General features: G+C 68.2%; 18 protein-coding genes and 1 tRNA gene. 10 read left to right on the top strand and 9 right to left on the bottom strand.

The features are described from left to right. Nucleotides 1-87: 87 nt before the first annotated feature. From GGR48_RS12140 to trxA, 7 genes are all read left to right on the top strand, one after another. Nucleotides 88-2,457, top strand: coding sequence for a sensor histidine kinase (locus tag GGR48_RS12140; protein ID WP_183952155.1), 2,370 nt, complete (start codon nucleotides 88-90; stop codon nucleotides 2,455-2,457). Then, nucleotides 2,454-2,900, top strand: coding sequence for a tRNA (adenosine(37)-N6)-threonylcarbamoyltransferase complex ATPase subunit type 1 TsaE (gene tsaE / locus GGR48_RS12145; RefSeq protein WP_183952156.1), 447 nt, complete (start codon nucleotides 2,454-2,456; stop codon nucleotides 2,898-2,900). Before GGR48_RS12140 ends, tsaE begins: the two co-directional genes overlap by 4 nt. Then, entirely contained in the window at nucleotides 2,897-3,877 is a 981-nt protein-coding gene (locus GGR48_RS12150) for an aminoglycoside phosphotransferase family protein (RefSeq protein WP_183952215.1), read from the top strand. Before tsaE ends, GGR48_RS12150 begins: the two co-directional genes overlap by 4 nt. Beyond that, the gene (locus tag GGR48_RS12155; RefSeq protein ID WP_183952157.1) at nucleotides 3,877-4,632 is read left to right on the top strand and encodes a nucleotidyltransferase family protein; all 756 of its coding nucleotides are present in this window, start codon (nucleotides 3,877-3,879) and stop codon (nucleotides 4,630-4,632) included. The genes GGR48_RS12150 and GGR48_RS12155 overlap by 1 nt, the downstream gene beginning before the upstream one ends. Further along, nucleotides 4,625-7,579, top strand: a complete 2,955-nt coding sequence (locus tag GGR48_RS12160) for a PD-(D/E)XK nuclease family protein (protein ID WP_183952158.1) — start codon at nucleotides 4,625-4,627, stop codon at nucleotides 7,577-7,579. Before GGR48_RS12155 ends, GGR48_RS12160 begins: the two co-directional genes overlap by 8 nt. A 228-nt stretch (nucleotides 7,580-7,807) precedes the next feature. After that, nucleotides 7,808-11,269 (top strand): double-strand break repair helicase AddA, encoded by a 3,462-nt coding sequence (addA, locus tag GGR48_RS12165; RefSeq protein WP_183952159.1) that lies wholly within the window; start codon nucleotides 7,808-7,810, stop codon nucleotides 11,267-11,269. Between the two features lie 48 nt (nucleotides 11,270-11,317). Beyond that, nucleotides 11,318-11,638 carry a thioredoxin gene (gene trxA, locus GGR48_RS12170; protein WP_183952160.1) on the top strand — a complete coding sequence of 107 codons (321 nt, stop codon included), beginning with the start codon at nucleotides 11,318-11,320 and terminating at the stop codon, nucleotides 11,636-11,638. Between the two features lie 234 nt (nucleotides 11,639-11,872). On the opposite strand, the gene GGR48_RS12175 is transcribed toward trxA, so the two are convergent. Both GGR48_RS12175 and argJ read right to left on the bottom strand, forming a co-directional pair. After that, nucleotides 11,873-12,484: a glutathione S-transferase family protein gene (locus GGR48_RS12175; protein ID WP_183952161.1), complete on the bottom strand. Its 612-nt coding sequence runs from the start codon at nucleotides 12,482-12,484 to the stop codon at nucleotides 11,873-11,875. Between the two features lie 5 nt (nucleotides 12,485-12,489). Next, entirely contained in the window at nucleotides 12,490-13,716 is a 1,227-nt protein-coding gene (gene argJ, locus GGR48_RS12180; RefSeq protein ID WP_183952162.1) for a bifunctional glutamate N-acetyltransferase/amino-acid acetyltransferase ArgJ, read from the bottom strand. A 322-nt stretch (nucleotides 13,717-14,038) separates the two neighbouring features. Here argJ and GGR48_RS18435 point away from each other — a divergent pair, with 322 nt between their 5' ends. From GGR48_RS18435 to secA, 3 genes are all read left to right on the top strand, one after another. After that, nucleotides 14,039-14,260, top strand: coding sequence for a TonB family protein (locus GGR48_RS18435; RefSeq protein ID WP_425326506.1), 222 nt, complete (start codon nucleotides 14,039-14,041; stop codon nucleotides 14,258-14,260). A 69-nt stretch (nucleotides 14,261-14,329) separates the two neighbouring features. Then, on the top strand, nucleotides 14,330-14,590 hold the full coding sequence (locus tag GGR48_RS12190; protein WP_183952222.1) for a hypothetical protein: 261 nt from the start codon (nucleotides 14,330-14,332) through the stop codon (nucleotides 14,588-14,590). Between the two features lie 112 nt (nucleotides 14,591-14,702). Beyond that, nucleotides 14,703-17,447, top strand: coding sequence for a preprotein translocase subunit SecA (gene secA, locus GGR48_RS12195; protein ID WP_183952164.1), 2,745 nt, complete (start codon nucleotides 14,703-14,705; stop codon nucleotides 17,445-17,447). A gap of 119 nt (nucleotides 17,448-17,566) precedes the next feature. On the opposite strand, the gene GGR48_RS12200 is transcribed toward secA, so the two are convergent. The 7 genes from GGR48_RS12200 to GGR48_RS12230 form a co-directional block, all read right to left on the bottom strand. Continuing rightward, nucleotides 17,567-18,397, bottom strand: coding sequence for a 23S rRNA (adenine(2030)-N(6))-methyltransferase RlmJ (locus GGR48_RS12200; protein WP_183952165.1), 831 nt, complete (start codon nucleotides 18,395-18,397; stop codon nucleotides 17,567-17,569). A gap of 161 nt (nucleotides 18,398-18,558) precedes the next feature. After that, nucleotides 18,559-19,134 carry a pseudouridine synthase gene (locus tag GGR48_RS12205; RefSeq protein WP_183952216.1) on the bottom strand — a complete coding sequence of 192 codons (576 nt, stop codon included), beginning with the start codon at nucleotides 19,132-19,134 and terminating at the stop codon, nucleotides 18,559-18,561. A 257-nt stretch (nucleotides 19,135-19,391) separates the two neighbouring features. Next, entirely contained in the window at nucleotides 19,392-19,805 is a 414-nt protein-coding gene (locus GGR48_RS12210) for a DUF6508 domain-containing protein (protein WP_183952166.1), read from the bottom strand. A gap of 411 nt (nucleotides 19,806-20,216) precedes the next feature. Next, a tRNA-Glu gene (locus GGR48_RS12215) sits at nucleotides 20,217-20,291 on the bottom strand. A gap of 57 nt (nucleotides 20,292-20,348) precedes the next feature. Further along, nucleotides 20,349-22,103, bottom strand: coding sequence for a single-stranded-DNA-specific exonuclease RecJ (gene recJ, locus GGR48_RS12220; protein WP_183952167.1), 1,755 nt, complete (start codon nucleotides 22,101-22,103; stop codon nucleotides 20,349-20,351). Nucleotides 22,104-22,190: 87 nt separating this feature from the next. Continuing rightward, nucleotides 22,191-22,877 carry a prolyl hydroxylase family protein gene (locus GGR48_RS12225; RefSeq protein WP_183952168.1) on the bottom strand — a complete coding sequence of 229 codons (687 nt, stop codon included), beginning with the start codon at nucleotides 22,875-22,877 and terminating at the stop codon, nucleotides 22,191-22,193. Between the two features lie 68 nt (nucleotides 22,878-22,945). Then, the gene (locus GGR48_RS12230; protein WP_240456050.1) at nucleotides 22,946-23,842 is read right to left on the bottom strand and encodes an RcnB family protein; all 897 of its coding nucleotides are present in this window, start codon (nucleotides 23,840-23,842) and stop codon (nucleotides 22,946-22,948) included. Between the last annotated feature and the right edge of the window lie 30 nt (nucleotides 23,843-23,872).

Below are 23,872 nucleotides of genomic sequence, written 5' to 3' on the forward strand. Positions count from 1 at the left end.
CTTTTCTTTTGGGCTGCCAACTGGCGTATCGCCTGCGGATCGGGTTAGAGCATGGCGGATGGCCAGCCTTGCCCCGGACCCTTGCGGATGATCACGATCAACAGCGTCGAGGCGGTTCTGCTGGGCGCTGGCGCCTGTGTGCTGATCCTGGTCGGCACGCTCCTGCTGTTCCTCGGCCTGCGCGCCCGCGCGGAAGCCGGCGCGGTGCGGCGCGAGCATGAGCGGCTGGACGGGCTGCTGCGCGCCGGGCCCGCGCAGGCGATGCTGGTCTGCGCCGATGGCCGTATCGACATGCCCGCGCGGCTGGCCGACTGGCTGGGGCTGGTCGACCCCGCGCGCTTCCTGGAGGAGATGACGGCTGAGCAGAGCGGCCTGACTGCCGAGGATGCCGCGCTGCTCGCCGCCGACCTGACCGCCGCGCAGAAGACCGGCCGCCGGTTCCGCCGCATCGTCCGGCCGCAGGGCTCGTCACGCACGCTGGTGCTGGAGGGCGCGCGCGCGCCGAAGGATCAGGGGGCGAGCGGCGCGGTCGTCGTCTGGGCGCTCGACATGACCGAGGCGCAGGACGAGATCGCACGGCTGGACGCCGAGACGAAGCGGCTGGGCGACGCGTTCGAGGCGCTGACCGGGCTGATCGAGGCGGCCCCCCTACCCATGTGGTATCGTGGTGCCGATCTGCGCCTCGCTATGGTCAACACCGCCTATGTCGATGCGGTCGAGGGTCGCGATGCCGCCGATGTGGTGTCGCGCGGGCTGGAACTGGTCGAAGGATCGGGGCGGGGCGGTCCGCTGGCGGGGGCGGCCGCTGCGCGCGATCAGGGGCGGCCGCATGAGCAGGTGCTGCCCGCGACCATCGATGGCGCGAGGCGGGCGCTGCGCATCTTCGACGTGCCGCTGACGACCGGCGGCATTGCGGGCTTCGCGGTCGATATCGAGGATCTGGAACAGTCGCGCGCCGGGGCCAAGCGCTTCGCCGAGGCGCAGCGCGCGATGCTCGACCGGCTGTCGGCGGCGGTGGCGCATTTCGGGCCGGACCGCGAGCTCGTTTTCTGCAACCAGCCCTTCCGCCGCATGTTCGCGATGCGCGCCGAATGGCTGGCCGATCATCCCGAATTCGACCGTATTCTTGAGCGGATGCGCGAGGCCAATCGCAGCCCCGAGGTGCGCGACTTCCCCGGCTGGAAGGCCGAACGGGTCGGCTGGTTCCGCCAGGCGGGCGGCGGCATCGAGGAACAATGGCATCTACCCGGCGGCACGCATCTGCGCGTCGTCGCGCAGCCGCTGCCCGATGGCGGCCTGCTGCTGATCTTCGAGGACCGGACCGAGGAGGTGCAGCTCGCCTCGGCGCGCGACACGCTGTTGCGCGTCCGCACCGCGACCTTCGACAATCTGTTCGAGGCACTGGGCGTCTTCGCCGCCGATGGCCGGTTGCAGCTGTGGAACAATCGCTTCCGCGCGCTCTGGGGGCTGGAGGAAGAATTTCTGTCCAGCCATCCGCGTGTCGATGTCTTCGCCGATAAGGTCGCGGGCCGGCTCGCGACGCCCAATCGCTCGGCGTTGATCGTCGATCTGGTCCGCTCGGCGACGATCGAGCGACAGCAGCGCGGCGGGCGGGTGGCGATGGCCGATGGCCGCCATTACGAGTTCGCCGGCGTGCCGTTGCCCGACGGCAATGCGCTGATCACGCTGCTCGACATCACCGACAGCCGGCGCGCCGAGCAGGCGCTGCGCGACCGCGCCAATGCCCTGGAGGCGGCGGACCGGGTGAAGACCGCCTTCGTCGCCAATATGAGCTATGAGTTGCGTACCCCGCTGACCTCGATCAGCGGGTTCGCCGAGATGCTGCATGGCGGCTTTGCCGGGCCGTTGCCCGATACGGCGAACAGCTATATCGAGGCGATCTTGGAATCGACCGAGCGGTTGGGGCTGCTGGTCGACGACGTGCTCGACCTGACACGCGGCGATGAGGGGGCGGAGATCGCGCGAGAGGATGTCGATCTCGCCCGCGTCACCCGGACGGCGGCGGATACGATCCGGCCGGTGGTGGGACGGCGGCGGCTCGACTTCGCGGTCGAGATCCAGCGTTCGGTCGGGCGTGTCACTGGCGACCGACGTCGCTTGCAGGAGGTGATCGAGCATTTGTTGCGCCACGCGGTCGAGCAGACGCCCGAGGGCGGGCGCATCCTGCTGCACGCCGATGGCGATTCCGGTCGCGCGCGGATCATCGTGTCGGATGACGGGCAGGGGATGGATAGCGAGGCAGTCGCCCATGCCTTCGACCGGTTCGCCGAGCCCGAGATCAAGGCGACCGGCGAACGCGCGCTGGGGCTCGGCCTGCCGCTCGCCAAGCAGTTCGTCGAGGCGCATGGCGGCACGATCACGCTGCTGTCCGAACCGGGGCAGGGGACGCTGGTGACGGTCGAGCTGCCACGCCGCGTGGTGGAGAAGAAGGCATGACGATCCATCTGGCCGATGCGGCGGCGACCGAGGATTTCGGCCGGCGTCTCGCCGCGCATATCCGCCCCGGCGACGTCGTGACGCTGACCGGCACGCTGGGCGCGGGTAAGACCAGCCTGGCGCGCGGGCTGCTCGCCGCGCTCGGCTTGCCCGGCGAAGCACCGTCCCCGAGCTTCGCCATCGTCCAGCCCTATGCGCCGCCCGAAACGCACATCCCGATCCTGCATGTCGATCTGTACCGGCTCGACGGGCCGGAGCAGCTCGACGAACTGGGTCTGGACGAGGCGCTGTGGGACTCGGCGCTGGTCGTCGAATGGCCCGATCGCGCCGGCCCCGATGCCTGGCCGCAGGCGCTTGGCCTGACGCTGGAGATGGACGATGATGGCGGTCGTATCTTGACAGCCAGGGTGCCCTCGGGCTGGGAAGCGCGATGGCCGATATGACCCCGCCGGCGGATGCGCCCGCCTTTCTTGCCAGCGTCGGATGGGAGGGCGCGGTCATCGCGCCGCTCGCCGGTGACGCCTCGTTCCGCCGCTATTTCCGGGTGACGCTGGACGGGCGCAGCGCCGTCCTGATGGACGCGCCGCCGCCGCATGAGGACCCGCGCCCCTTCATCGCGATCGCGCGCTGGCTGGTCGGCCGGGGCTTTGCCGCGCCCGCGATCCTGGGCGCGGACGAGACGCGCGGGCTGGTCCTGATCGAGGATTTCGGCGACGAACGGATGCGCGAGGCGATCGAGACCGATCCGGATCAGGCCATGGCGCTCTACAGCGGCGCGGTCGACCTGCTCGCGGCGCTGCGCGGTCATGCGCCCGAGGGTCTGGCCCCCTATGACGCCGCCGTGCTTCACCGTGAGGCGGGATTGTTCCCCGAATGGTATGGCCCGGCGGTCGGTCTGGATGTCGATGTCGCGGGCTATCGCGCCGCCTGGGAGCAGGTATTCGCCCATGCCATCACTGACAATCCCGTCACCGTGCTGCGCGACTATCATGTCGAGAATCTGATGTTGGTCGGGCCGCTGCGCACCTTCGGTCTGCTCGACTTCCAGGACGCATTGGCCGGCCATGCCGCCTATGACCTCGTCTCGCTGCTGCAGGACGCGCGCCGCGATGTCGAGCCGTCGATCGAGCAGGCGATGCTGGAACGCTATCTGGCCGCGACCGGTGAGGGCGATGCGTTCCTGAACGCCTATCACGTGCTGGGCGCGCAGCGGAACGCCAAGATCCTGGGCATCTTCACCCGCCTTTGGAAGCGCGACGGCAAGCCGCGCTATGCCGCTTTGTGTCCGCGCGTCTGGGCCTATCTGGAGCGCGATCTGTCGCACCCGGTGCTGGCACCGGTCGCGGCGTGGTTCGACGACAATGTCCCCACCGAATTGCGCGGCGATCCGCATATGCTGGCGCAACAAGGAAACGGTTGATGACCCGACAGCTCTCGCTGCGTCCCGTACCTGGTGGACGCGTGCCCCGTACCGCAATGGTGATGGCCGCTGGTCTCGGCAAGCGGATGCGTCCGCTGACCGCGACGCGCCCCAAGCCCCTGGTGTCGGTCGCGGGCAAGCCGTTGATCGACCATGTCTTCGACCGGCTGATCGCCGCCGGGATCGAGCGGGCGGTCGTCAACGTCCATTATCTTGCCGACCAGCTCGAGGCGCATCTGCGCGACCGGTTTCCGCAAGTCGAGATCATCATCTCCGATGAGCGCGAACAGCTGCTCGAGACCGGTGGCGGGCTGGTCAAGGCGCGGTCCCTGCTGGGGGACGATCCGGTGCTGGTCGTCAACAGCGACAATCTGTGGATCGACGGACCGGTCGATGCCATCCGCCTGCTGTCCTCGCGCTGGGACGATGCGGCGATGGACGCGCTGCTGCTGATGGTGCCGCTGGCGCGGGCGCATAATCACAACGGGCATGGCGACTTCCATCTCGGTCCCGATGGCCGGATCACCGCGCGGCGCGCGCGCAACCGGGTCGCCCCCTTTTCCTATACGGGATTGCAGATCCTGCACCCGCGCCTGATCGTCGACGCGCCCGAAGGGCCGTTTTCGACCAATCTGTTCTGGGACCGCGCGATCGCGGCCGGCCGTGCCTTCGGCCAGGTGCATCAGGGGCTGTGGTTCGATGTCGGCACGCCGCGCGCCATCCCGCAGACGGAGCTGATCCTGGCGGATGGCTGAGCCGCGCCGCCCCCGCCTCCATACCATTCCTGCCCATCACGGCTTTGCCGACGCGCTGGTCGCCGGGCTGATGCGCCGCACCGGGGGCGATCCGCTGACGCTGGCGCAGGGGATGATCCTGCTGCCGACCAATCGCGGCGTGCGCGCGGTGACCGAGGCGTTCGTGCGCGCGAGCGGCGGCGGGCTGATCTTGCCGCGCATGGTCGCGCTGGGCGACCCCGAACTGGGCGAGGCGGCCGGCTCGGCGCTCGACCCCGCCGATGCCGACGCACCGCCGCCGCCCGCCATCGCCCCCCATGCGCGGCGCATGATCCTGGCGCGGCTGGTCGAAGAAGAGCGGAAGCGCGCCGGCCAGCCGGTGACGGCGGCCGAGGCGGTGCGGCTGGCGGGCGATCTGGCGCGCACGCTCGATCAGATGTTGGTCGAGGAGGTCGAGCCGGACGAATTGGCCCGTCTCGATCTGGGGCCGGAGCTGACCGAGCATTGGCAGGCGGCGCTCCAGACCTTTTCGGTGGTGCTCGATCGCTGGCCGGCGGTACTCAAGCGGATGGGGCGGATCGATGCCGCGCGGCGGCGGACGCTGCTGCTCGACCGGGTCGTCGGCAGCTGGCGCGAGCAGCCGCCCGCCGGCTTCGTCTGTGCCGCCGGCGTCACGGATACCGCACCGGCGGTTGCGCGGGTGCTGCGCTGCGTGTCGGAGATGCCGGGCGGATCGGTGGTGTTCGCCGGGCTGGACCTGACCATGCCGGCGGAGGAATGGGACGCGCTGGGGCCGCACAAGCCCGATCCCGTCACGGGTCGGGTGCGGCGCTCGATCGAGACGCATCCGCAATATGCGTTGAAGCTGTTGCTCGACCGCATGAGCGTCGGGCGTGACGAGGTGACGGTGTGGCGCGGCGGCGGCGATTATGATGCCGGGCCGGCGCGCGGGCGGGCCATCGCCAACGCCATGGCGCCGGCGGACTTCACCGGCAAATGGACCGACCTGCCCGCCGAGGACCGCCGCCTGTCGGGCGTGTCGACGATCGAACTCGCCACACCCGCCGAGGAGGCGCAGGCCATCGCCATCGCGCTGCGCGAGGCGGTGGAGGAGCCGGGGCGGACCGCCGCGCTGGTCACCCCCGATCGCGCGCTGGCCCGGCGCGTCGCGGCGCATTGCCGCCGCTGGAACATCCTGATCGACGATACCGCGGGACGGCCCTTGTCGATCCTGCTGCCCGGCACCTTCCTGTTGCAACTGGCCGAGGCGGCGGCGCAAGCTTTCGCGCCCTTGCCGCTGCTGGCGCTGCTCAAGCATCCGCTGATCCATGGCGATATGGAGCGGGTCGACTGGCTGGACGGCGTACGCGCTCTCGATCGCGGGCTGCGCGGGCCACGGCCGGCACCGGGGCTGGACGGTATCGCCGCGCATATCGCCGACCGCCCCACCGCGTCCGGCTTCTGGGCCAAGGTCGCGCCGATGCTGGCGCCGGTCGGCCGAACCTTCGGCGATGGGGCGCAGTCGTTGCGCGGGCTGCTCGCCTGTCTGCGCGAATGCGGGCAGGCGCTGTGCGGCGATGCGTTGTGGACCGGGCCGGCGGGGCGCGCGGCCGCCGAATTCCTGTCGGGCTATGAGGAACAGGCCGATCACGGCCCGGCGCGGATCGATCCGGCCGATCTGCCGGGGCTCATGCGCAGCCTGCTCGACGAGATCGCGGTGCGCGCCATCCCGCGCGAGGGTCAGAATCCGCGCCTCGCCATCTACGGCCCGATCGAGGCGCGGCTCCAGACCGCCGACCTGATGATCGCGGCGGGGCTGAACGAGGGGATGTGGCCCGGCCGGCCCGCGCCCGACCCGTGGCTGGCGCCGCGCATCCGGGCGCAGCTGGGGCTGGTCGGGCTGGAGCAGCGGATCGGCATTGCCGCGCATGACCTGGCGCAGGCCATGGGGGCGCCGCGCGCGATCCTGACGCGTTCGCGACGCGATGCAAGCGGTCCGACGCTGGCCTCGCGCTTCTGGCTGCGGCTCCAGGCGATGGCGGGCGAGCGGTTCGAGGGGCATCCGACGCTGGCGGGATGGGCCGAGCGGCTCGACCGGCCGGACGATTACGCGCCCGTTGATCGACCCGCGCCCAAACCGTCCGCGCGTCTTCGTCCCACCGTCATTTCGGTGACCGAGGTCGACCGGCTGAAGGCCGATCCTTACGCCTTTTATGCACGGCGCGTGTTGCGGCTGACCCCGCTCGACCCCGTCGATGCCGATCCCAGCGCGGCGTGGCGCGGCACCGCCGTCCACGACATATTGGAAGCGTGGTGGAAGGAAGACGGCTGCGCGGTCGACGCCTTACGCCCGCGCGCACTGGCCATGCTGCGCGACCAGCGGACGCATCCGATGATGCGCGCGCTGTGGCAGCCGCGCCTGATCGAGGCGATCGACTGGATCGCCGCCGAGGTCGCCGCCAAGGCCGGCGAAGGCCGCCATGTCCTGAGCGCGGAGGGCAAGGGCGAAGCGAAGCTCGCGGGCGTTACCCTGACGGGCCGGTTCGACCGGATCGACCGCACCCAGGACGGCGGGCTGGTGGTGATCGACTATAAGACCGGCAAGCCGCCCTCGGCCGTCGCGGTGCGCGAGGGGTTCAGTCTGCAGCTCGGCCTGCTCGGCCTGATCGCCGAGCGGGGCGGGTTCGAGGGGGTGGGCGGCAAGGCCTGCGGCTTCGAATATTGGTCGCTGGGGCGGGGGCGCGAGGGGCTGGGCTATATCGCAACGCCGGTCGATCCCGACGGCAAGCGCGACCGCATCCGCACCGACGAGTTCGTCTCGATCGCGGCGGCGAATTTTGCGGATGCGGCGGCACAATGGCTGACCGGTGATTCGCCGTTCACCGCCAAGCTGGTGCCCGAATATGCGCCCTATGCGGAATATGATCAGCTGATGCGGCGGGATGAATGGTATGGCCGTGATCGGTGAAATTATCGCCGTGGGGGGGCGGACGTTACCGCCGTTCGCGCTGAGCGAAGTCGAAGCGCACGGGATGCACGTCGTCCGGGGCGGGCGTTTGGGCGTGGCCTTCGACTTCGCTCAGGCTGAACGGGGGTGGCGGGTAAGCGGCGGTCGTTCGCGGGTACTCGCCACCACCTCCGTTCACGCTGAGCGAAGTCGAAGCGCACGCCCCGCCCCCCGCCCGGAGCACACCGCATGAGCGCCCGTCCCATGGCCAACCTGCCCCCGCTGAAGGGCGATCAGGCCGCCGCCAGCGACCCGACCGCGCATGTCTGGTTGTCCGCCTCGGCCGGCACCGGCAAGACGCAGGTGCTGGCCGCGCGCGTGTTCCGCCTGCTGCTGCGCGGCGTCGCGCCCGAGTCGATCCTGTGCCTGACCTTCACCAAGGCGGGCGCCGCCGAAATGGCGCAGCGGATCAATGGCCGGCTCGCCGCCTGGGTGCGGATGCCCGAAACCGAGCTGTTCGCCGACCTGAGGGCGCTGGGCGAGACCGCCGGTCCCGAATTGCGCGAACGCGCGCGCACATTGTTCGCGCGCGTGCTCGACGCGCCGGGCGGCGGGCTACGTATCCAAACCATTCACGGCTTCTGCCAGGGGCTGCTCGCGGCCTTCCCGGTCGAGGCGGGGCTGGCCCCCGGCTTTCGCCCCTTGGAAGCGCGCGAGGAGGCGGTGCTGGCGCGCGAGGCGCTGGCCCGCATGCTGGAAATGGCCGAGCGCGAAGGCCGTGTCGGCCCGGTCGAGACGGTCGGCGCGCTGTCGCTGCGGCTGGGCGAGGGCGGGGCGGAGGCGTTCCTCGCCGCCTGCGCGCGTGCGCCGGCCGCGCTGGAGACCTTGCCTAGCGGCATCGGGCCATGGCTCCGCCGGGCGCTCGACCTTCCCTCGGGCGACATCGACGAGGCGATCGCCGAGGGCGTCGAGGACATCGACGAGGACGCCGTCGCCCGGCTGGCGGGGGCCAATCGGGCGTGGGGCACTGCGACCGGCGAAAAGGCCGCCGCCGCGATGGAGCGCTGGCTGGCCAGCGACCGGGCGGGGCGGGTCGCGCTGCTCGAAGACCTGATGAGCACGGTCTTCACGGCGAAGGGCGAGCCGCGCAAGGCGTCCAAGAAGCTGGTCGATGCCGACCCCGATTATGAGGATATGGCGAGCGAGGTGGGCGAAGCCTGCCGCTATCTGCTGAGCCTCGCCGCGCGCGCGCGCCATGCGGACCTGCTGGCCGATGGCCTGAGTGTCGGGCGCGACTATGCCCGCGCCTATGGTCAGGCCAAGCGCGCGATCGGGGCGGTCGATTTCGACGATCTGATCCGCGTTACGGTCGATCTTCTCCAGCGTCCGGGCATCGGCGAATGGGTGCGCTACAAGCTCGATCAGGTGACCGAGCATGTCCTGATCGACGAGGCGCAGGACACCAATCTCAACCAATGGCTGATCGTCCGTGCGCTGGCCGATGAGTTCTTCGTCGGCCGGGGGCTCTATGCCCCCTCGACCCGCACGCTGTTCACCGTCGGCGATTACAAGCAGGCGATCTTCGGCTTTCAGGGCACCGACCCGATCAATTTCCAGGCGGCGGAGCAGCATTTCCACCGCCGCGCGCTGGAGGTCGCAGGGACCGAGGATTGGCCCACCGAGGAACGCGGCCTGCCGTTCAACCGCCTGTCGCTGACGCACAGCTTCCGCTCGACGCGCCCGATCCTGGAATTCGTCGATGCGGCGGTCGAGGCGTTGGGGGAACCGGGCATGGGGCTGGCCGGTGAGGTCGAACGCCACGCCAGCGAGGTGAGGGGCCCCGGTCGCGTCACGCTGTGGCCGCCGGTCGTGGCGGGGGGCAGCGACGAGGACGAGGAAGGCTGGATCGATGATGCGGTGCGCAAGGTCGCGACCGACATCGCGCGCGCCGTTCGCCGTTGGCTTGACGACGGGCTGATGCTGGAGAGCAAGGGCCGCCGGCTGGAGCCGCAGGACATCATGATCCTGGTCAAGCGGCGCGGCGATCTCGCTTCGCTGATCGTCGCGCGGCTCTATGCCGAGGGGGTGCCGGTCGCTGGCGTCGACCGGCTGCGGCTGAACGCGCCGCTGGCGGTGCAGGACCTGCTGGCGGCGATCCGCTTCGTGCTGCAACCCGAGGACGACCTGTCGCTGGCCTCGCTGCTGGTGTCGCCGCTGATCGGCTGGTCGCAGGAGCGGCTGATGGAGGCCGGGCACCGCGAGCGCGGATCGCTCTGGGCGCATCTGACGCGCAATCTTCCCGCCGATGATCTGGCGCCCTTGCGGCAGATGCTGGGGCGCGCCGATGTGTTCACGCCCTATCAGTTCTTGGAGGAGCTGCTGTCGGGGCCGCTCGACGGGCGGCGCAAGCTGATCCGCCGGCTGGGGACCGAGGCGCGCGATCCGATCGAGGAACTGCTGAATGCCGCGCTGACCTTTGAGAGCACGACGACGCCGTCGCTCCAGCGGTTTCTCGACTGGTTCGATCGCGGCGATGTCGAGATCGTGCGCGATCCCTCCGCGCCGCTCGACGCGGTACGGGTGATGACCGCGCATGGATCGAAGGGGTTGCAGGCGCCTCTGGTCATCCTGGCCGACGCCACCGCCGATCCGACCGCCTCGCCAAGGTCAATCCTGCGTTGGACGCCCGAGCCGGGGGCGCTGCCCATCCCGGTCTTTCCGCCGCGCGCGGACGAACGGGGCGGGCCGCTCGATGCGGTGGCCGCCGAGATCGCCGCGCGCGAACTCGCCGAGCATTGGCGGCTCTTCTACGTCGCCGCGACGCGGGCGGAGGAACAGCTGGTGGTCGCCGGCGCACTGGGCAAGCGGGCGGCGGGCGTGCCGCCGATGCATAGCTGGTACGCCGCCTGCGCGCGCGCCATGACGGCGCTGAATGTTCCGGAAACTGAGCCGGGCGATGGCCAGTCGCGGACCTTCCATGGCGTGGCGCCGCAGGAGCCGGTCGCACCGCGCGCCGGCGTAGCCGCACCCCGTGCCCTGGCCGGCGCGGATACGCCCTTGCCCGACTGGATTCACCGCCCCGCGCCGCAGGAGTCGCGTCCGCCGCGTCCCCTGGCACCCTCGTCGCTGGGCGAGGACCTGGTGGCCGATCCGCCGCCCACCCCGGCGATGCGCGCGGCGGCCGAGCGCGGGCGGCTGATCCATTGTCTGCTCGAACGCCTGCCCCCGGTGGCGCCCGAGGCGCGGCGGGGGGCGGCCGAGCGCTGGCTGACGCAGGCCGCCGGGGTCGAGGATGCCGCTCTGCGCGCCGACGTCAGCGAGGCGGTGTTCGGTATCCTCGACGACCCGGCCTATGCCGAGCTGTTCGGGCCGGGATCGCTGGCCGAGGCGCCGATCGCGGCGACGCTGGACAGCGGGCTGGTGGTGTCGGGCCGGGTCGACCGGTTGCTGATCGGACCGCACGAGGTCCGGTTGATCGATTACAAGACCGGGCGGCGCGCACCGAACGGGATCGAGGACGTGCCGGTGTTCCATCTGGCGCAGATGGCGGGCTATGCCGCCGCGCTGGAGGTCATCTTCCCCGGCCGGCGCGTATCCGTGGCGTTGCTCTATACCGCCGGCCCGCGCCTGATCCCCGTGCCCGACACGGTTCTGGCCGCGCACAAGCCCGGCTTTCGCGACGGGGAGCAAAGCTTGCCACTTGGTGGTTGAGCGACCGGAGCGCGCGACCTAGATGTACGCGATCAAGGAGAAACGAACATGGCAACCAAGCAGATCACCGACGCTAGCTTCGAAGCGGACGTCCTGAACTCCGACAAGCCGGTGCTGGTCGATTTCTGGGCCGAATGGTGCGGACCGTGCAAGATGATCGGCCCGTCGCTGGAGGAACTGTCCGAGGAACTGGGCGAGCAGGTGACGATCGCCAAGCTGAACATCGACGACAATCCCGACGCCCCCGGTCGGTATGGCGTGCGCGGCATCCCGACGATGATCCTGTTCAAGGGCGGCAACGCCGCCGCGACCAAGGTCGGCGCCGAGCCGAAGGGCCGGATCAAGGCTTGGCTCGAGGGTGCGCTGTAAGGCATCGAGGGTCTCGGTGAGACACCGTGCCCTCCCCTCGATCCCCTCCCGCCTGCGGGAGGGGAGGATGAAGGGGGCGGCGATGGAGCCAAGTCGCACCGCTTGGCATGCCCTTCCCGCAAGCGGGAGGGGCTTTTATTTTGGGGCGACGTCTGATCCGCGCACGCCCCTCCCGCAAGCGGGAGGGGATGGGGGAGGGTACCGGGCCTCGCAGAGACCGCCGCCCATGATCGCTCAACTCAACGGAATCATCACCACATCGCGAAACGGCGCCCGCTCGCGAAGCGCCGCATACCAGCGCTCCAAATTCGGCCGTGACGGTCGCTCGACCGGCAGCTGGAACCAGGTATTTGCATAGGCGGCAACGGGAATATCCCCGATCCCGAACGCATCGCCCGACAGCCAGTCCTGCCGCCCCAGCATATCGTCGAGGATCGCCGACAGCCCCGCCGCCCGCGCGACGCTCCGCTCGATTAACCCCGTGTCGCGCTTGTCGGCCTCGGTCCGCACCATCTGAAAGAAGATCGGCCGGATCGCATCGGCCCAGGTGAAGCCCCAGTCCATCCACCGCTCGACCGAGGCTCGCGCCTGCGGATCGGCCGGGTAAAAGGCTTCGCCGCCATGGTTGGCCGCCAGATAGCGCAGGATGCTGTTCGACTCCCAGAGAACGAAGCCATCATCCTCGATCGTCGGGATCAGCGCGTTGGGATTGAGCGCGCGATAGCCCGCGTCCATCCCGAACGGCCCGCCGACATCGCGCCGGTCATAGGTCAGCCCCATTTCCTCGGCCAGCCAGACGACCTTCTTGACGTTATGCGAGTTGATCCGGCCCCAGATGGTCAGCATGCGTCTCAGCTCCGATAATCGGCGTTGATTGAGATATAGCCGTGGGTCAGGTCGCAGGTCCAAACCGTTGCGACACCGTCGCCCAGGCCCAGGTCTACGCCGACCGCGATCTCCTGTCCCTTCAGATGCGCGGCGACGGGGGCCTCGTCGTAGCCCTCCACCGCCAGGCCCTCCTTGGCCACCAGCGTCTCACCGAAGCGGATCGACAGCTTGTCGCGCTCGGCCGGTTCGCCCGCCTTGCCGACCGCCATGACGACACGGCCCCAATTGGCGTCCTCGCCCGCAATCGCGGTTTTCACCAGCGGCGAATTGGCGATCGACATGGCGATGCGATGCGCCGAGCGGTCGCTCTCCGCGCCCTCGACCCGGATCTCGATCAGCTTGGTCGCGCCCTCGCCGTCGCGAACGACCAGCAGCGCCAATTGATGGCACAGATCGGCGAGCGCCGCGCGGAAGGCGTCCGCCCCGTCGCTGTCGTCATCGACCAGCGGCGCATTGCCTGCCGTGCCGGTCGCGAAGGCCAGCACCGTATCGCTTGTCGAGGTGTCGCCATCGACCGTGATGCACGAAAAGCTGCGCCCATTGGCGGCGCCGAGCGCGCGTTGCAGGAACTCCGGCGCGACGGCGGCATCGGTGAAGATGAAGCCGAGCATCGTCGCCATGTCGGGCGCGATCATGCCCGAGCCCTTGATGATCCCGGCCAGCGTCACCGTGCGGCCATCGACCACGGCAGTCGTCGTCGCGCCCTTGGCGAAGGTGTCGGTGGTCATGATCGTCGCGGCGGCGTCTTCCCAACCGCACGGCTCGGCGGTGAAGGCGGCGTCGAGGCCCGCTTCAGCCTTGTCGATGGGCAGCGGCACGCCGATCACGCCGGTCGAGGCGACGAACACGTCCGAGGGCTGGCACTCCATCGCGGCGGCGGTGCGCGCGGCGATCGCCTCGACGGCGGCGCGGCCCCGATGGCCGGTAAAGGCGTTGGAGTTGCCCGCATTGACGACCAGCGCGCGCGCCTGCCCCAGGACCAGCGCCTGACGGCACCATTCGACCTCCGGGCTGGGGCATTTGCTGGTGGTCAGCACGCCCGCGACGCTTGTCCCCTCGGGCAGCGTCACGAAGGTGAGGTCGGTGCGCTCCCAATTCTTGTATCGCGCGCGGGCAACGCGCAGCGTCACGCCGTCGATCGCGGGCAGGGCGGGAAAGGGGTGGGCGAGGGGCGAGGTGGCATTGCTCATGAGGGCAAGCTACATAGCCCACCATGGACCGGGGGCAAGCGCTTCCGGCGGTCTATTAGGCCGCCTCGAACTGCACTATGTAATGCGGAATATGTGGCGAAGTGGGCTGGTGAGGCTTGGCGTTCGGATTGGTTGGTTGGCCATTGCAGGAACATGCGCCCTCACCCTTGCACCGACATTGAACGCCATTGCCGTTCCGAGACAGGGGCCGAGCCATTCAGCTCCTTCGGCGAGTTTGTCGAAAGCCAGTGCCTCGACGCCGCGATTGATAACCGATCCTTCCGAAATATTTCGAACCGAGATAACAGAGTCCCGCTCCCCCATGCGGGGGCGTGTTCGAGTTGCGGTGCTGGTCGATAACACCGGCGAACCTCGTCGTTGCGTCGTATTACAAAGCAGTGACGAGGCGCTTCTGGACCAATCAACGTGCCGCTTGATGCTCGAGAAGGCGCGATTTGATCCAGCCAGAGATCGAAAGGGGCGGGCGGTGGCGGGCGTCTACCGGTCGCCAAGGGTGCGTTGGATGTTTGCGAATGGCGATTGACGCCATCCATTTGGCAGGTTGCTGCAACGGATGGACGCGCCGCGCGTATCTGCCTAAGACAAGCCTCGCATGAACCTGCTTCTGCTCCTTTCCGCCCTTCTATCCGCGCTGACCGGCGTGGGATCGGCGGCGCGTGGGCAGGAGGCGCGGGGGGTCGTTGCCGAGTGCAGCATCGCCGCCGCCGCCAAGCAGGCCGCCGTCGCGCGCGCCGCGACCCGGCCGGTGCAGCCGCTCGCCAGCCTGATCGACAGTGCCCGTCCCGGCGATCTGTTCCTGGCGGCGATGCCGCGCCCGATCGTGGCGCCGTTCATGGGCCGACGGCGCGAATAGGCACAGGCGTCGGCGATCGGCCGACCCCATTCCCCAGTCCATTTCGATTGCGCGCGCCTCGCTTCGACCGGCGCTGCGCCCATCTCACGATATTTCAGTCAGGAAATCGCTTATGTTCGGCGGCCTCGCCAAGTCCCTGTTCGGTTCGTCCAACGACCGCTACGTCAAGTCGCTCAAGCCGACCGTCGCCAAGATTGCCGCGTTCGAGCCCGAGATGCAGGCGATGACCGACGAACAGCTCGCCGCGCAGACGGTCAAGTTCCGCGAGCAACTGGCGAACGGCGCGACGCTCGACAGCCTGCTGCCCGAAGCCTTCGCCACCGTCCGCGAAGCCGCCAAGCGCGTGCTCGGCCAGCGTCACTATGACGTGCAGATGATCGGCGGCATCGTGCTCCATCGCGGCGAAATTGCCGAGATGCGTACGGGTGAGGGCAAGACGCTGGTCGCCACGCTCGCCACCTATCTCAACGCGCTGCCCGGCAAGGGCGTGCACGTCGTCACCGTCAACGACTATCTGGCCAGCCGCGACGCCGCGACCATGGGCCGAGTGTACAATTTCCTGGGCCTGACCACCGGCACCATCATTCCGAACCTCGACGATGGCCAGCGCCGCGCGGCCTATGATGCCGACATCACGTACGGCACGAACAACGAGTTCGGCTTCGACTATCTTCGCGACAATATGAAGTATGAGCGCTCATCGATGGTGCAGCGCCCCTTCAACTACGCGATCGTCGACGAGGTCGACTCGATCCTGATCGACGAGGCGCGCACGCCGCTTATCATTTCGGGCCCGACCGACGACAAGTCCGAGCTGTATATCGGTGTCGATGCGATCGTGAAGCAGCTGACCTCGGACGATTACGAGAAGGACGAGAAGCAGAAGTCGATCATCCTGACCGAGGACGGCACCGAGCGCGCCGAGCGTCTGCTGGAGGCCGCCGGGCTGCTTCAGGGCGAAAATCTCTACGATTTCGAGAATACCCAGGTCGTCCACCACCTGAACCAGGCGCTGCGCGCGAACATGATGTTCAAGCGCGACACCGACTATATCGTGAAGGACGGCAAGGTCATCATCATCGACGAGTTCACCGGCCGCATGATGGACGGGCGTCGCTGGTCGGAAGGGCTTCACCAGGCGGTCGAGGCGAAGGAGGGCGTCAATATCGAGCCCGAGAACCAGACCATGGCCTCGATCACCTTCCAGAATTATTTCCGCATGTACCCGAAGATTTCGGGCATGACCGGCACTGCCGCCACCGAGGCGGGGGAATTCTACGACATCTACAAGATCAACGTCGTCACCATCCCGACGAACCTGCCGATCGCGCGCGTCGACGAGGAGGACGAGTTCTACAAAAACACCCAGGACAAGTTCCTGGCGATCGCCAAGAAGATCCGCGACCACGCCGCCAAGGGCCAGCCGGTGCTGGTCGGCACCGTCTCGATCGAGAAGTCCGAACTGCTGAGCGAATTCCTCACCCAGGAGGGCGTCCCACACAAGGTGTTGAACGCGCGCTATCACGAGATGGAAGCGCATATCGTGGCGCAGGCCGGCCGCCTCAGCGCGGTGACGATCGCGACCAACATGGCGGGTCGCGGCACCGACATTCAGCTCGGCGGCAACCTGGAGTTCCGCATGCTCGACGAACATCCCGATCTGGTCGAGGGCACGCCTGAATATGAGGCGGCGGCGACGCGCATCCGCGCCGAGATCGCGGAGGAAAAGCAGAAGGTGCTGGAAGCCGGCGGCCTGTTCGTGCTGGGCACCGAGCGGCACGAGAGCCGCCGCATCGACAACCAGCTGCGCGGTCGTTCGGGCCGTCAGGGCGATCCGGGCCTGTCGCGCTTCTACCTCAGCCTCGACGACGACCTGCTCCGTATCTTCGGGCCGGACACGCTGTTCGCCAAGATGATGCGCAGCAATATCGAGGATGGCGAGGCGATCGGCAGCAAGTGGCTGACCAAGGCGATCGAGACCGCGCAGAAGAAGGTCGAGGCGCGCAACTACGACATCCGCAAGCAGGTCGTCGAATATGACGACGTGATGAATGACCAGCGCAAGGTCATCTACGAACAGCGCGCCGACATCATGGATGCCGAGACGGTGGGCGAGGTCGTCGCCGACATGCGCGCCGAGACGGTGAACGCGATCGTCGGCACGGCTTGCCCGCCCAACAGCTATCCCGAGCAGTGGGATGTCGCGGGCATGAAGCAGCAGCTGAAGGACCTGCTGAACCTCGATCCGCCGATCGGCGACTGGCTGACCGAGGAAGCGATCGATCCCGAGATCGTGCTGGAACGCGTGACGGCCGAGGCCGATGCGATGGTCGAGGCCAAGGCCAAGGAACTGGAACCCGAAACCTGGACCAGTGTCGAGAAGTCGATCCTGCTCCAGAATCTGGACCATCACTGGAAAGAGCATCTGGCGACGCTCGACGCGCTGCGCCAGGTCGTCCATCTGCGCGCCTATGCGCAAAAGACGCCGATCAACGAGTATAAGCACGAGGCGTTTTCGCTGTTCCAGCGGATGCTCGACAATATCCGCGAGGATGTGACGCGCACCATCGCCTATGCCCAGTTTCAGCTTCAGGCGCCGCCGGAACTGCCCGAACTGCCGGACTTCATCACCTCGCACTTCGATCCGTTCACCGGTGAGGACAACACCAACGACTGGGATGCCGCCGCACGCGGTCTGCTCCAGCCGCAGATGCCGCCGATGCAGATCCCGCAGCCGGAAGGTGCGGACCTGGGCACCGATCCGGCGCAGTGGGAAGGCCGCGTGAACCGCAATGCGCCGTGCCCCTGCGGCTCGGGGCTGAAGTACAAGCATTGCCACGGGGCGGTGACGGCCTGATCGTCTGCTTCTAGGTTTTGGAAAGGGCGGTGGGCTTCGGCTCGCCGCCCTTTTTGATTCTGTCCCTGCAAGAGACGGAAAGAAGGGAAGACGGCCTGAATGTCGATCCGGCTGAGCTTTCAGCCGTTCAGCCAGTCCGCCGTGATCTCGCCGCGATGCCCTTCCGGTGCCAAGGCGGCGCGGAGGGCCTCCAACAGGGGCGGTAGCGCTTGCGTGAAGGCATAGGGCGGATTGACGATGAACAGGCCCGCGCCGTTATAGATGCCGGGCTGATCGGCATCGTACAGCCAATGCTCGACCGAGAGGAATTTCGGGATGCCGAGCCGGTGCAGCTGGTGCTTCCAACGCTCATGGGTTTCTCGGTCTTTCAGCGGATACCAGATGACCGTCACGCCATGCGCCCATTTGCGATGCGCCGCGGCGAGCGTGGTGGCGATGCGCGCGCGCTCGTCGGTCTGTTCATAGGGCGGATCGACCACCACCACGCCGCGCGGCGTCCGGGTCGGCAGCATCGCCAGCCAAAGCTCATAGGCATCGCGCTCGTGCACGGCGGCGGGCGTGCCGCGCATCGCACCGCGCAAGGTGCGGGCGTCCTCGGGATGCTTTTCGTTGAGGATCAGCACGTCCTGCGGGCGCAGAAGCTGCGCCAGGAATTGTGGCGAGCCGGGATAGAGCTGCGGCTCCGACCCGACATTCACCGCGCGCACGGCGGCGCGATAGTCGTCCAGCAGGGGGTTCGCATCGGCAAAGGCCCGCACTACGCCGTGCACGGCCTCACCGGTGCGCTGGGCCTGTTCGCCGCCCAGATCGTAGAGGCCGCAGCCGGCATGGGTGTCGATCAGCGTCAAGGCGCCCGGCTTCTGCTGCAGGGCGCGGATAAGCGCGATCAGCAGGCTGTGCTTCACGACATCGGCACTGTTGCCGGCATGGAAGGAGTGGCGATAATTCATGGAAATTCAAAAACCTGCCGATTGGCTTTTGCACGCGGTGGAGGACAAGGGCGCCGGGCGATGACCGTCAAGGCCCTTTGTGCGACGTCTCAAACCAGCTTTTGGGGGTGGCGGCAACAGGGACGATCCTGAACCGCGATGCCGTCGAGCGGAGCCATCGGTCATGCGGGCCGCTGCAAACCGCGTGCCGAAGTGGACACCTCCTCGAACTCCCCCGGCGCGATCCCGGCGACGGACCAGTCACCGATCGACCAGCGGACGAGCCTGAGGGTCGGCAAGCCGACCGCTGCCGTCATCCGCCGAACCTGCCGATTGCGGCCTTCGCGAATGGTGATCCTCAGCCAGTTGTCGGGAATGAGCTTGCGCTGCCGGATGGGCGGATCGCGCAGCCACAGGTCGGGCGCGTCGATCCGCAGCACCTCGGCGGGCAGGGTCATGCCGTCCTTGAGCAGCACGCCCTGCCGCAAGCGGGCCAGCTCTGCTTCCTGCGGATCGCCTTCGACCTGAACGAGATAGGTCTTGGGCATTTTGAAGCGGGGATCGGCGATGCGCGCCTGCAGTCTACCGTCATCGCAGAGCAGCAGCAGACCTTCGCTGTCCCGATCGAGCCGCCCGGCGGGGTAGACGCCCTTCACGGCGATGAAGTCCGACAAGGTCGATCGCACCGTGGGCGACCCGCGATCGGTGAATTGGGACAAGACCCCGAAGGGTTTATTGAACAGGAGCAGCCGGGCCATCGCCGGCTCATATCGCGGGGTTTCGGCTTTGTCTTCGGCATCGCGCTGCGAAAGCCGTGGCATGCCGCGAACTGCGAAGTCGACGGTGCCGCTTATATGCGGGGGGCTGCGATCGTCATCGAGATTGAGGGGGGGTACATCACCCCGACTGATGTCTATCGCGGCCTCGGCCGGCTGACGATCTATCCGAATGTACTCGCTGACCTTGGTGCGCATTAAAAACTCCACTAGGCCAATCTGCTTTAGCGGGGCTTTCGTTATGTCCGCTCGACATTGCCGAGAATGGCCGCACGTTGCGCGATGGCGCGCATCAGGCCCTTGCCGAACGCTTGGGCCAGCGATCCCTCCACGAAGCGGTCCGCCCGTAACAGATAGGTCAATATCCAGCCGATCTGTTCGACGCTGGCATTGGCGATGGCCGGGGGATGCTCGATCATGTGCATGGCCGTGGAACGGGCCTCGTCATCCACGGGCCTGAGGTAATGGGCGGCGACATCCTCCCTGGCGATCGCAGTGACGAAGGCGGCGGCGGGGTCGGAGAAGTGGAACCAGGGCATGGTGATAACCCCTTCGGAGGATCGCCGGGGTTCGGTCCATGCGCCCGTCACGAAATCCGGTTCTGATAGGATAGGGGCAAAAGCGGCAATGTTGCGAAGCGTGGCCATGTCCATATGCTGATCCTATCCAACCAATGAGGGGTGGCCACCGTTTTTACGCAATGGATAGATGATGACCGATTCCTTCGACCAAGATCTTGCCTGACTGGCGCAACGGGTCGCGACCGCGATCGATGCAGGAACGTCGGCGGCGGGCGGCCTATCGCTTCGGGGGGGCGGGGGGCGCAACTTGCTTAGAAGGTGGGACAGTTCCGCAACGGCGATGCTTCCCTGGCGGACCAATTAATTTTGTTCGATTAGATTGAGCGCAAGAATTTGCGCGTCGCGGCTCTACGTGGGATCGCGGGCCGGTATGTCCATCCGCCGATCGTAGCGGCGAAGGAGGTTAAACCAGAACAAAAGGATGAGATCTTGATACGAGATTTTCTCGAATCGTCACCATCTAAGCCATTGATAGGCTTGTAATGGTGACCCCTACGGGAATCGAACCCGTGTTTCAGCCGTGAAAGGGCCGCGTCCTAACCGCTAGACGAAGGGGCCGCCGGGTGGCGTGGAGGGGCCTCTAAGGGAGGGTGGCGAAACCGTCAAGCGCTTTTTTTAGTCGGCCCATGCGGCGTCTTCGATATGGAGTTCGGCGACGTCGCGGCCCGACCAGTCGTCGATCTTCGCGCGGCCGGCCAGCCACAGGCGGCGGGTGCTGCCGGCGGCGAGCAGCGCTTGGCCCAGAGCGGTTTCGGCGTGGCGGAAGGCCATGGCCTTCAGGCTGCGGCCATCGGCCCCGGCGACGATCGCGCGGACATGGTTGGTGCCGACTAGATCGGCGCGGATGACGCGGAACGGGCCGGCGGCGATCCGGGGGGCGGGCCAGCCCATGCCGTATGGGCCGCCGGCCTCCATCGACCCGACCAGCGCCGGATTGACGCCGCCGGGGGCCAGTACCGCATCGACCAGCAGCGCGCGGCCCGCGCTGGCTCGGACGACGGCCTCCGCCAGCCTTTCCTCCAGGAAATCGGCCAGTTCGGCAATGCGGTCGGCGGCGACGGTCAGGCCGGCCGCCATCGCATGGCCACCGCCGGCGATCAGCAGGCCATGTTCCTTGGCGGCCAGGATCGCCGCGCCCAGATCGACGCCGGTGATCGAGCGGCCTGAGCCCTTGCCGATGCCATGCTCGTCGACGGCGATGACGATGGCGGGGCGGTCCAGCTTTTCCTTCAGGCGCCCGGCGACGATGCCGATGACGCCGGGGTGCCATCCCTCGCCGGACACCAGCACGACCTGGCGGCCGCGATCCGCAGTCGCCTCGGCGGTGGCCTGTACACCGGCCTCGATTGCGCGGCGTTCGTCGTTGAAATGGTTGAGCTCCTCGGCGATGGCGCGCGCCTCGGCCGGGTCCTCGGTGGTCAGCAGCCGGACGCCCAGGTCGGCCTGGCCGACCCGTCCGCCCGCATTGATGCGCGGGCCGAGCGCGAAGCCTAGGTCGGAGCAGGTCGGCGCACGGGTCAGCCGCGCCGCTTCGGTCAGCGCGGCCAGCCCGATATTGCGGCGCTGCGCCATCACCTTCAGCCCCTGCGCGACGAAGGCACGGTTGAGCCCCTTCAGCGGCGCGACATCGGCGACGGTGCCCAGCGCGACGAGGTCGAGCAGGTCGAGCAGGCGCGGCTCGGGCCGATCGGCGAAGAAGCCGCGCTGGCGCAGCGTGCGGATCAGCGCCGCGCCGAGCAGGAAGCACACGCCGACGGCAGCCAGATGGCCATGCGCCGCACCTTCCCCCTCGTCCAGGCGATTGGGGTTCACCACCGCATGGGCCAGCGGAAGCTGGGTCGCGCATTTGTGATGATCGACGACCATCACCTCGATCCCGGCGGCATGGGCGGCGGCGAGCGGTTCGAACGCCTGCGCGCCGCAATCGACGGTGACGATCAGGTTCGCCCCCTCGGCCTGGAGCCGGAGCAGCGCCGCCTCGGTCGGGCCATAGCCCTCGGTCAGGCGGTCGGGGATATAGGCGCGGGGCGACAGGCCGAGCGACCGCAGCAGCCGCACCATCAGCGCCGAGGAGGTCGCGCCATCGACGTCATAATCGCCGAAGATCGCCACCGGCTCGCCCGCGATCACCGCATCGGCCAGCCGTTCGGCGGCGCGGTCCATGTCGCGGAAGATCGAGGGGTCGGGCATGAAGCTGCGGATCGAGGGCTGCTTATGCTCTTCGACCGCCTCCGGAGGGCATCCGCGCGCGAGCAGCAGCTGGGTGACCAGATCGTCATGGCCCAGCCCGTCGCGGGCGTCGGCGGACAAAGCACGCCAGCGCCAGGGCTGGCCGAGAATGGATTGCGCGATGCCGAGGACGTCGGTCATGGGCGGACAGCGATGGGCAGGAACGTCACGCGAACGCCATGCCATGCCGGCCGGAGGCGGGGCAAGAGGGGCGGCCCCCCCAGATACTCAGCTCACCCAATTGCCTTCGCGAAACCATTTGGTGATGACATACTTGACGCCCTCGACCACCGGCATGCCTTCATGCAGCGTGGCGTCGTTCGGACTGCCGTCGAGCAGCATGTTGTTCCAGGCGAGCAGCAGGCCCCGGCGCGGCGCGACGCGGATGCCGGCCTGCGGGAACCAGGTCGCACCCCCCTCGGGCACATCGTTCAGATAGATCATCGCGGTCCAGGTGCGCTGGCCGCCATGCACCTTGACCTTTTCCCAATAGCTTTCCGTTTCATGGAAATAGTCGTGATGCGCGCGGAATTGCTGACCGGGGGCGTAACGCTGGCCCTGCATCGTCTCGCCCTGTTCGGGGGGGATGCCGAGCAGGCGGGCGATCGATTCGTCGATCGGCTGCACATCGGGCGACCAGCGGTTCATGTCGCAACTCTCCGAGGTGCGGAAACCGTAATCGGGTCGGTCGGACAGCAGGGTCGAGGGGCGACGATTGGCGTCGATCATCGCGATCAGCGCGTCGCACTGTGCCGGTGTCAGGAAATCGGCCTGATAATAGATCTGCGCCGCATCGGTCGCGACGCGCGTCACCGCCGGGTTGGCGTCCAGATGCTGGGGCACGCTAACCCCGAACCGGGCGCGGGCGGGGGAGGCGGCGGGGTTGCCCTTGGGCTTCCTCGAAAAGAACGACATGGGCCGGATGTGCGACGTAGCGCCGATAAAGACAAGAGGGGAGGGGGCGAACCCCCTCCCGCCCGGCCTTACCAGAAAATGTCGTAGACGATGTCGACGACCAGCCCGCTGCGCGTGTCGACCAGCACCGCGTCGTTATAGTATCGGACCCAGCGATAGGGGCCGTAGGTCGGCGGCAGGCGATAGGCATATGGGTCGGTCAGCCAATAGGTCCGGCCGAACAGCATCGGCTCGAGGATCACGCCGCTGGAGAAGCGCTCATAGCCATAGCCGCCCTGCGGGCCGTAATAGCGTGGCAGGTGATAGGCACCGCGATTGAGCGAGCGCCACCCCAGCCAGTCATAGCGGCGATCCCGCCGCCAGCCGCGATCCCATTGGTTCGCCCAGTTGCGACGCTCGGCGAAACCGTAGGCCTGATGGTCCTGGTCGCGCCAGTCGCCATAGTTGCGCCGCCAGCGATCGCGATCCTCGCGCCGTCGCCGTTCGTCCTCGCGCCAGCGCCGGTCGGGCCCCTGATCGCGGCGCCATTGCTGGTCGCGCCACTGACCCTCGGGGCGGGGCTGGCCACGCCACTGGCCGGGCTGGCGGTCGTCACGACGCCACTCTTCGCGGCCGGGGCGTCGGTCGTCGGGGCGGGGACCATCGGGGCGCGCCTCGCCACGATCCGCCCAGCGGCCGGGACCATCGGGACGCCGCTCGGGGGCGGGCGGCGGGGGCGCCTCGGCATGGTCGGGGCGATAGGCGGGACGGTTTTCAGGAAACGCCTCGCGGTCGTTGAAGATCGGGCGACCTTCGCTGCGCTCCAACTGGCCACCGGGGCGCGGGCCGCCGGGGCCACCGGGTCCGGGGCGCCCTTCGGGGCCGCCGCGTGGCCCCCGATCCATCATGATGTCCTGCGCCATGGCGATCCCCGGTGCCACTGCCGCCGACGCCGCGAGCAGGACCGCCATCCAATGCTTCTTCATACCCACTTACCCCATGCGCCGGCGCACATG

It is taken from the genome of Sphingomonas pseudosanguinis (assembly GCF_014196255.1).
Classification (GTDB): Bacteria; Pseudomonadota; Alphaproteobacteria; order Sphingomonadales; family Sphingomonadaceae; genus Sphingomonas; species Sphingomonas pseudosanguinis.